Source organism: Frankia sp. AiPs1 (assembly GCF_023716945.1).
Lineage (GTDB): Bacteria > Actinomycetota > Actinomycetes > Frankiales > Frankiaceae > Frankia.
This window is the reverse complement of sequence record NZ_JAMQQF010000215.1, coordinates 1-9,271: the sequence shown is the minus strand read 5'-3', so window position 1 is coordinate 9,271 and position 9,271 is coordinate 1. Positions and strand designations below refer to the sequence as shown.

Sequence of the window (9,271 nt, the reverse complement as noted above, 5' to 3'; positions counted from 1 at the left end):
GGCCGCGCCCCGGGGCGCCCGTTGCTGGTCGGCTCGGCGAAGGCGAACGTCGGCCATCTCGGCGCGGCGGCGGGCGCGGTCGGGCTGCTCAAGGTCGTACTGGCGGCGCGGCACGGCATCCTGCCCCCGCACCTCGTCGACACGCCGTCGACCCGCATCGACTGGGACCGGGTGCCGGTTGCCCTGGTCCGCGAGGCACAGCCCTGGCCCGAGAGGGACCGTCCCGCACGCGCCGGGGTCAGTGCCTTCGGCTTCAGCGGCAGCAACGCGCACGTGCTGGTCGAGGGATACCCGGCGCAGCGGCGGGAGGCGGTGCCCCGGCCCGCTCCCGCGGGCGAACGCGTCCTGCTCGTCAGCGCCGCCACGCCCGGCGCGCTGGCGGCCGTCGCCCTGCGTGTGGCCGAACGGCTGGACGCGACACCCGAGCGGCTGGACGACCTGCTGTACACCACCACCCACCGGCGTGCCTGGCTGGAGCACCGGCTCGCCGTGGTGGGCACGGACGCCCAGTCCCTCGCCGCCGCGTTGGAGGAGGCCTCCTTCGGCGACGCCGGTCCGAGCGTTCGGCACGGCTGCGTGGAGCGTGGGGCGCGGGCCACCGTCGCGCTGCGGTTCGGCCCGGAGCTTCCCGATCGGGAGACGCGCGAACGGTGGGCGGGCGCCGCACCGGCCTACCGCGAGGCCATGGAAGAGCACGCGCGGCTGCTCGGCGGCCTGGGAGTGCTGCCCGCCGACCTCGACGACACGCCGCCCGGACCACAGCGCGACGCCTGGACGTTCTGCCATCAGGCCGCCGCCACCGCGGCGCTGCGCACGCTGGGCGTGGCGCAGGCCGACGCGGTCGGCGAGGGCGTCGGCGCCGTCAGCGCCGCCTGGGCATCCGGACGTCTGAGCACGATCGAGGCTCTTCGCCGATGCCTGGAGCCGGAGCCCGCGGCGGCCGGCCTGCCGCAGGCCTCCGACTCCTGGTGCGACATCACCCTCGACGTGCTGCGGCGGGACACGACGCCCGCGCTGGTGGCCGCCGAGGCCTTCGTCACCGGTTACCGGCCCACGCCGCCCGCCGTCCCGACCGGCCGGCTCGTCGAGCTGCCGGCCTACCCCTGGGAGCACCAGGACTACTGGTACCGGGACTTCCCCACCCCCCGTGCCACCACCTGGACGCTGTCGGCCGACACCGCGACCGAGCTGCGCGCGCGGGCCCAGGAGCTGGCCGCGTTCGTGCGCGAGTCGCAGGCGGATCCGGTCGGGGTGGGGTGGGCCCTGCTGGACCGGCCGGCGGCACGGCACCGGGCGGCGCTGGTGGGAGCGGACCGTGACGCGCTTCTGACAGCTCTGGACCATCTCGCGGCGAGGGGGGCCGACACCGACGGGGCCGCTGCGGGACGGCCGCGGGTGGCGCTCGTGTTCCCAGGGCAGGGCTGGCAGTGGGCCGGGATGGCCCGGGAGCTACTGGCGGTGGTGCCGGCGTTCACCGAAGTGATCGACCGGGTCTCGGCGGCGGTCGAGGATCTGGCCGGCTGGTCGGTCCGGGATGCACTGACGGGCGCGCCGGGCGCCGCCGACCTCGGCAGGGTCGACGTACTGCAACCGGCGATGTTCGCGGTGATGGTCGGTCTGGCGCGGGTGTGGGAGTCGCTCGGCGTCGTTCCGGACGCGGTCGTCGGCCACTCCCAGGGGGAGATCGCGGCGGCCTGCGTGGCCGGGGTGCTGTCGGTGGAGGATGCGACGCGGATCGTGGTGGTCCGCTCGGCGGTGATCGCCGAGATCGCCGGTGCGGGGACGATGCTGTCCGTCTCGAGCCCGGCGGCCGTGGTCGAGTCGGCGCTGTCCGCGTGGCCGGACCGGTTGTGGCTGGCCGCTGTGAACGGTCCCTCGTCCGTCGTCGTGGCCGGGGAGACGGCCGCCGCGCTGGAGTTCCTGGCGGCCGGGCAGGAGCAGGGCCTGCGAATACGGCGCATCCCCGTCGACTACGCATCGCACTCCCCACAGGTGAAGGCCGTGCGCGAACGGATCCTCACCGGACTGGTCGGGCTGACCCCGGTGACCGGCCGGTTGCCGGTGTACTCCAGCGTGACCGGCCGGCGGATCGACGGCGCGGCGATGGACGCCGCCTACTGGTATCGCAACCTGCGGGAGCCGGTCCGTTTCCAGGACGCCACCCAGGCGCTGCTGCGCGACGACGTGCGGGTCTTCGTGGAGGCCAGTGCCCATCCGGTGCTGACCCTCGGCCTGGAGGACACAGCCGGCCAGGAGGGCACCGCCGTCACCGTCACGGGCACCCTGCGCCGGGACGACGGCGGTCCCGCCCGGCTGCAGACCAGCGCGGGCGCCCTCTGGACAGCCGGGGTCATCCTCGACTGGCGCGCACTGCTGCCCGCCTCCGACATCGTCCCGCGCCTGCCCAGCGGCCCCGTCGCGCAGGCCCCGGCCGACCAGCCCGCCACGGCCGACCAGGAGCGGTTCTGGCGCGTCGTCGAGCACGGCGACGCGGGCGAGTTCGCCGAACTGCTGGGGCCTGTGGGCGCGGACGAGCAGGCTCGCCTGCGCGACGCCCTGCCGGTGCTGTCCCAGTGGTGGCGCGGGCGACGAGAACAGGCCGTCGTGCGCGACTGGCGCTACCAGGTCGCCTGGCAGCCGCTGGGTCCGCGGCCCCGTCCGGAGCTGGCCGGCACCTGGCTGGTGCTGACGCCGGACCGGCTGGCCGACGACGAACGAACGGCCCGCTGCCTGCGCGCGATCGATGACCACGGTGGCAGGGCAGTGCTGGTGACGGTCGCCGATGAGGCCGAGAACCTGGCCGCCGCACTGGCCGCCCGTGTGGAAAGTTCCACGGCCGGCATCCTGTCGCTGCTCGCCCTCGACGAGACGCCCCACTCCGACCACCCGGCGCTGCCGACCGGTCTCGCCACCACCCTCCACCTCCTCCAGCAGCACCCCCAGCACGCCGCCACCCCGCTGCACATCGTCACCACCGCCGCAGCCGCGACCCACCCTGATGACCCGCTCACCCACCCCACGCAGGCCCACCTCTGGGGTCTGACCCGCACCCAGCTCGTGGAGAACCCATACCTCCCCCTCTCCCACCTCGACCTTCCCGCCGTCTGGGACACGACGACGGCCGCCCAGCTCGCGACCGCCCTGACCGACCGCTCCCCCGCGCTGGCCCTCCGTCCCACCGGCAGCTACGCGCCTGTGCTGGCCCCGGCACCGCTCACCGACACGCTCGCCCCCGCGCCCCTCGACCCCGACGGGACTGTCCTCATCACCGGCGGCACCGGCGCCCTCGGCAGCCACATCGCCCGACACCACGCCCGCCGCCACCACCACCTCCACCTCCTCTCCCGCCAGGGCCCCCACCACCCCAACGCCACCCACCTCCGCACCGAACTCCTCGCCCTCGGAGCCCCCACCGTCACCCTCACGGCCTGCGACACCGCCGACCGCACCGCCCTGGCCACCGCTCTCGCCACCATCCCCCCCGACCACCCCCTCACCGCCGTCATCCACACCGCCGGCATCGCGGACGACCGCCCGCTCGGTGCCGTCACGACCGCGGACCTGGAGCGGGCTCTTCGGCCAAAGGCACAGTCGGTGCGCAATCTGCACGAGCTGACACTCGAGGACGACCTGGCGGCGTTCGTCCTCTACTCCTCGTTCAGCACACTGATGCCCCACGTCGGCCAGGGCGCCTATGCGGCGGCCAACTCGTACCTTGACGCTTTCGCCCAGCACCGCAGGTCACTCGGCCTGCCGGCGGCCTCGATCGCCTGGGGCGCCTGGGCTGGCGGCGGAATGGCCGAACGGGAGAGCTTCCAGGAATGGATCGCCCGGGGCGGCATGGATCTGATCACTCCGCACCTCGGTGTCGTCGCTCTGCAGCAGGCCCTCGACCAGGGCGACACCGCCCTCGCGATCGCCGCCATCGACTGGAGCCGTGTCGCCGAACGGTCGGTGGGCACCCGGCCGGACCCACTGCTCAGCGAGCTGATCGGGACCGTGGACACAGCCGCCGGGAGAGCCGGCGCGGCCGGTCCGATCGCGGCCGAGCGCCTCGCCGCGCTGCCCGCCGCGCAGCGCGACCAACAGGTACTGACCCTGGTGTGCGCGGAGCTCGCCACCGTGCTCGGTCACTCCAGAGCGCGGGCGATCGACGACTCCCGGGGGTTCAAGGACCTCGGGATCGACTCGGTGACCGCGATCGAGTTGCGCAACCGCATCGGCGCGGCGACCGGGATCCGGTTCTCGCCGATCGCCGTCTTCGATTATCCCAACCCGACGGCACTGGCCCGGCACCTGTCCGGCCTGGTCCGCGCGTCCGATCAGGACGGCACCACCCCAGCGGGCGCTGACCACCACGGCGAAGTGTCGAGCCGGATCGACCTGCTCGCGGTCGAGGACCTCGTCCGCATGGCCCGGCAGGAGAACCCGGCCTGAGCGATCACGCCAGGCCCATCGCCCACGTGCACCGACGCCCACGGCAAGAGCGGAGATCCAGCATGACCACGTCGAACGACGACATTATCGAGGCCCTGCGTTCCTCGCTCAAGGAGACAGAACGGCTGCGGCGGGAAAACCAGCGGCTCGCCGCCAGCGGCGCGGAGCCGGTCGCCGTGGTCGGGATGGCCTGCCGTTTTCCGGGTGGGGTCACCTCGCCGGAGGGGTTGTGGGAGCTGGTGGCGGCGGGGACTGACGCCACCGGCGAGTTTCCGTCCGACCGGGGGTGGCCGCAGGACCTGTTCGATCCGGATCCGGAGGCGTCGGGCCGGTCGTACGTGCGGCGGGGTGGTTTCCTGGACGATGTCGCGGGGTTCGACGCGGAGTTCTTCGGGATCTCGCCGCGTGAGGCGCTGGCGATGGATCCGCAGCAGCGGCTGTTGCTGGAGCTGTCGTGGGAGGTGCTGGAGCGCGCCGGTCTGGACCCGGCGGGGTTGCGGGGGAGCAACACCGGGGTGTTCGTGGGTGCGTCGAGTTCGCTCTACGTTCCCGACATGGAACACGTCGCACCGAGCGTCGAGGGCTACACGCTGACCGGCAATCTGGCCAGTGTGCTGTCCGGCCGGGTGTCGTACACGTTCGGTTTCGAGGGCCCGGCGGTCTCGCTGGACACCGCGTGTTCCTCGTCGCTGGTGGCGTTGCACCTCGCCATGCAGGCGCTGCGGCAGGGCGAGTGCACGCTGGCGCTGGCGGGCGGTGTCACCGTACTGGCAGGGCCGGTGGCACTCGTCGAGTTCTCGCGACAGCGCGCGCTGTCCCCGGACGGGCGGTGCAAGGCGTTCTCGGCGGACGCCGACGGCTTCAGCGCGGGCGAGGGCATCGGCGTTCTCGCCCTGGAGCGGCTGTCGGACGCGCAGCGTCTCGGGCATCCCGTCGTGGGCGTGCTGCGAGGCTCGGCCGTCAACCAGGACGGCGCTAGCAGCGGACTGACCGCGCCCAACGGCCCATCGCAGGAGCGGGTGATCCGCGCCGCGCTCGCGAACGCGGGCCTCCGCGCGACCGACGTCGACGCGGTCGAGGCACACGGCACCGGGACCAGACTCGGCGACCCGATCGAGGCCCAGGCACTGCTCAACACCTACGGCCAGCACCGGGACCCGGACCAACCCCTACGCCTGGGCTCCATCAAGTCCAACCTCGGCCACGCGCAGGCTGCCGCCGGCGTCGCCGGCGTCATCAAGATGCTGGCGGCGCTGCGGCACGGTCTGCTGCCCCGCACGTTGCACGTCAGCGAGCCGTCCCCGTTCGTCGACTGGTCGTCCGGGGCGGTCGCGTTGCTGACCGAGCCCATGGCCTGGCCGCGCGGCGAGCGGATGCGCCGGGCCGGCGTCTCCTCGTTCGGGGTGAGCGGCACCAACGCGCACGTGATCGTCGAGGAGGCCCCCGCCCCCGTCCCCGCCTCGACCGGGGACACGGACAGCCTCGCTGACCGGGCCGTGGCACCGAGCGCTGCTGCGGTGCGGCTGGGGGTGCCGTGGGTGGTGTCCGGCGGGACCGCCGGCGGGCTGGTGGCCCAGGCGGCGGCTCTGGCCGCGTCCGTCCGGGAGTCCGGCGCGGACCCGGTGGGTGTCGGGCGGGCGTTGGCGGACCGGGCGGCCCTGCGGCACCGCCTGGTGGTCGTGGCGGCGGACCGGGACGGCCTGCTGGCCGGTCTCGACGCGTTCGCCGCCAGGCAGGTCACCACGGACCGCGTCCCCCCGGCCGCCGCCGTGGTGGCGGACACGGTGGTGGACGGCGGGAAGACGGGATTCGTGTTCTCGGGTCAGGGGGCGCAGCGGGCGGGTATGGGCAGGCAGCTGTATGCCGCCTCGCCGGTGTTCGCGGCGGCGCTGAACGAGGTGTGCGCGCAGCTGGATCCGCTGCTGGGTGGGTCGCTGCGCGAGGTGATGTTCGCCAGCGCGGCCGAAGACGCCGGCCGGCTGGATGCCACGGTCTTCACCCAGGCGGCGCTGTTCGCCTTCGAGGTGGCCCTGTTCCGGACGGTGCGGGCAGCCGGGGCGCGGGCCGATGTCGTGGCTGGGCATTCCATCGGCGAGCTTGCCGCCGCACACGTCGCCGGCCTGTGGTCGCTGCCAGATGCCTGCCGCCTGGTCGCGGCTCGGGGCCGGCTGATGCAGGCCCTGCCGGCTGGCGGCACTATGCTCGCGCTGTCGGCCCCCGAGCAGGAGGTCCGCGGCTGCTTGGCCGAGACCGGGCTGGCCGAGCGGGTGGCGGTCGCGGCGGTGAACGGACCCCGCGCGGTCGTGATCTCCGGTGACGAGGACGCGGTGACCAGCATCGCCGCGGCGGCCGAGCCCCGGGGGTGGCGGCCCCGTCGACTCCGGGTCTCGCACGCCTTCCACTCGGCCCACATGGACCCGATGCTCGACGAGTTCGCGGCGGTCGCCGGGGGACTCACCTACGAGACCCCGACCATTCCCCTGGTCTCCGCCCTGACCGGGCAGCCCGCGACGGCCGGTGAGGTGGCGGACCCGGATTACTGGGTGCGCCACGTCCGCCGCACGGTCCGCTTCCAGCAGGCCGTGCACAGCCTCGCCGTCGGAGGAGTCCGAACCTTCGCCGAGATCGGCCCCCGCGGCACCCTCAGCGCCATGATCCCGGATTGCGTGCCCCCCGACACCCTCACCCACCAGGTTCCGCTCAGCCGCCCGGACCAGCCCGAGCTCGACGCTCTGACCCACGGCCTCGCCCGTCTCTGGACGAGTGGCACGCCTCTGGCATGGAGCACCCTGCTTCCCGACCGCGCCGACGCCGGTGCGCCGGTCGAGCTGCCGACCTACGCGTTCGATCGGAAGCGGTACTGGCTCGACCGTGTGCCCGGCGCCGGGGGCGACCTGAGCCGGGTGGGCCTGCTGGCGCTCGACCATGGCCTGGTGGGCGCGGGTGTCCGGGTCGCCGGTGACGGGCCCGTGGTGCTGACCGGTCGTCTGTCGACCGCGACCCAGCCGTGGCTGGCCGATCATGCGGTGGCCGGGAAGACCATCCTGGCGGGCACCGGGTTCGTGGACCTGGCGGTCCGGGCCGGGGACGAGGTGGACTGCACCTGGCTGGAGGAGCTGGTCATCCAGCGGCCGCTGGTACTGCCCGAGGGCGCAGCGGTGGAGATTCAGGCCGTGGTGGATCCGCCGGCGGCGGAGGGCCGGCGGAGGGTGACCGTCCACGCCCGTCCGCACGTCGCTGGTGGCGACGAGGGCTGGACCCAGCACGCCCAGGGGACACTGGCGCCCGGCGGCCGTCCACCGGCGGGGCACGAGCGCGCCGGGACCTGGCCACCGGCGGGCGCCACCCCGGTCGATGTCAGCGGCCTCTATCAGGCCCTCGCCGAGCGCGGCTACCACTACGGCCCCGCCTTCCGGGGTCTCACCGCTGTGTGGCGGACCGCCGACCCGGCGTCGCTGCTCGCCGAGATCACGCTCCCCGTTCACGCGCACGCCGATGCCGCCCACCACGGCATCCACCCGGCGCTGCTCGACGCCGCGCTGCACGCGCTGCAGTTCCACCCGGCCTTTCCCACCGACGGCACCTGGCTGCCCTTCTCCTGGAAGGACGTGACTCTGCACGCCGTCGCGGCCACGGCGCTACGCGTCCGACTGCGTGTCAGCCCCGACAGCACCGTCAGTCTGACGGCGACCGACCTCGCGGACACCCCGGTGCTCACGATCGGCACCCTCGAGGCCCGGCCCGCGGACACCGCGCAGGCGCGCACGCGTACGGCGGACGCCGAGGGCCAGTTCGCCCTGGAGTGGTTCCCCGTCCGGGACGGCGAGGTCGGGCCGGTCGGGTCCGTGGCCGTGGTGGGCCCCGATCCGCTGCGGGTGGGATCAGCGCCCATGGAGGTCACCGCCTCGCCGGACGTGGCGGCGTTGGTCGAGTCACTGGACGCGGGAGGTGCGACGCCGCGCTGCGCGGTGGTCTCCGCTGTCGCGGCCGATCGTGCGGACGTGCTGGTGGCGGCGCACGAGCTGGCGGAGCGGGTGCTGCTGACCTTGCAGGCATGGCTGGCGGACGAGCGGTTCGCGGGGGTACCGCTGGTGGTGGCGACACGCGGTGCGGTCGACGCCGGGCCGGCGGGCGCCGGCGGCGGCGTGACGGACCTGGCACCCTCCGTGGTGTGGGGGATGCTGCGCAGCGCGCAAGTGGAGCACCCGGGCCGGTTCGTCCTAGTCGACGCCGACCCGACGGAGGGCTCCGTCGACTGGGTGCGGGTCCTGGGAGTGGCCCTCCGAGCTAGTGAGCCTCAACTGCTGGTACGCGAGGGCGGTGTGCTCGCCGCACGGCTGGTGCGTGCCGGCAGCGGGGATCGCCTCGCGGGTGTGAGTGGGTTTGGCGCGGGCTCCGACTGGCGTATTGACGCGCTGGGAACCGGGAAGGTGGAGGGTGTCGGGAAGGCGGACAACCCGCGGGCGACCCGGGAGTTGGAGCCGGGTGAGGTACGCATTCAGGTGCGGACGGCCGGGCTGAACTTCTACGACGTCGCGGTCGCGATCGGACTCACGCCCTCCCGCGAGGGCCTCGGGACGGAAGGCGCCGGAATCGTGGTACAGACCGGCCCTGGGGTGACCGGTCTCGCGGTGGGCGACCGCGTCTTCGGCGGGTTTCCCGCCGCCTTCGCACCGCTCACCATCGCCGATGAGAGCAGCCTGGCGCACATTCCGGAACGATTGTCCTTCGAGGACGCCGCCACGGTGTTCACCGTCTTCCTGACGGCGTTGTTTGGGTTGGGGGATCTGGCGGGGGTGCGGGCGGGGGAACGGGTGTTGGTGCATGCCGGTAC

Annotated in this window: 1 protein-coding gene and 1 pseudogene; both read left to right on the top strand. The window is 74.0% G+C overall.

The genetic code is table 11. The annotated features are described in order from the left end of the window. On the top strand, nucleotides 1–4,437 hold a 4,437-nt coding region (locus ND748_RS18145; protein WP_251747009.1), incomplete at its 5' end, for an SDR family NAD(P)-dependent oxidoreductase. A gap of 98 nt (nucleotides 4,438–4,535) precedes the next feature. Continuing rightward, a pseudogene (locus ND748_RS18140) lies at nucleotides 4,536–9,271 on the top strand (beta-ketoacyl synthase N-terminal-like domain-containing protein); the annotation flags it as partial.